The organism is Emticicia sp. (genome assembly GCF_049241225.1).
GTDB lineage: Bacteria > Bacteroidota > Bacteroidia > Cytophagales > Spirosomataceae > Emticicia.
In genome coordinates, this window is the sequence record NZ_JBMLRC010000405.1 from 1 (window position 1) to 1,203 (window position 1,203).

At 39.0% G+C, this 1,203-nt stretch carries 1 protein-coding gene; it reads right to left on the reverse strand.

Annotated elements, in window-relative coordinates; genetic code table 11:
- The coding region (locus tag ACOVO2_RS21110; protein ID WP_421771888.1) for a sensor histidine kinase at positions 1–1,147 on the reverse strand (1,147 nt) is incomplete at its 3' end.
- Positions 1,148–1,203 lie beyond the last annotated feature (56 nt).

Here is a 1,203-nt window from a genome sequence, read left to right on the forward strand (position 1 = left end):
AGCCAAGTCCCGACCCACCAACTTTGGTTGTAAAGTTTGGAATAAATACTCGCTGACGAATATTTTCAGGAATCCCCGAACCATTATCTTGAATTTCGATGATGGCAATGTTATCATCTTCATTTCGATACAATCGAAGATTAATGATAGCACGTTTTTCTTTCGGTACTGACTGTATTCCGTTGATAATCAGATTCGTAATTACCCGGCTCATAAACTGGCGGTCGCCCACAACCCATGCTTCTTTTTCTTTAATGTAAGCATTGAGCGAAATTCTTTCATCTTCGGCATATAAATCGGCCGATTTCTGAATCAAAGGTACGAGATCGAAGACCTCATTGCGTGGCACAGGCATTTTAGCAAATTCGGAGAACGAATTGGCAATTTCGCTGATATTATCAATCTGTTCGGTCAGTGAGTTTAGGGCCCGAGCAATTCGTTCTTTAGTTTTCGGATTATCAACTACAATCGTGCGTTGTAATTGCTGAATCGAAAGTTTCATTGGTGTCAGCGGATTCTTGATTTCGTGAGCTACTTGCTTGGCCATTTCTCGCCATGCCGTTTGTTTTTCACTCATCGAAAGTGCCACTTTACTTTCTTCCAATTTCTTCAACATTTTATTGTATTCACGCATCAAAATACCAATTTCATCGTCCGAATTCCATTCTAAACGGTCGTTTAATTTATCTAAATTGGTTTTTTTCAGCTTCTGAGCCACCATGCGTAGCGGATTTGTCAGAATATTTGAGGCGAAATACGATAAAATCAATAAAATCAAGAATAACCAAGCGAAAACGCTCAAAATCGAAGCCACCACATCGGTTACTTGTCGGTCGAGAGTTGGTTTGGCATCAAAAAACGGAATCCCGATCACACCAATTGGCTTGCTATCATGCCCTTTAATGCTCATGTATGCAGTTTTATAATTCAGACCTCCGAGCGATTCTGATAAAAGTGCTTCATTTTCTTTTTCTTCAATAATTCTATGATAGGCTTCTGGATTGATAAAATTCGATAACAAACCGTATTCATAAACCAACGGCCGGGTAGTTAAATCGAGTTTTCCATTGAGGCTATAAAAATTAATATCGAGCTTGGTATCACGAGCTAAATCATTGATTTCTTGCTCCAGAAATGCTCTACTCATACGTTTTTGAATAAAACTTTCGAGCTGAAGCTGAACCGTTGAGGTAATATTTTTGG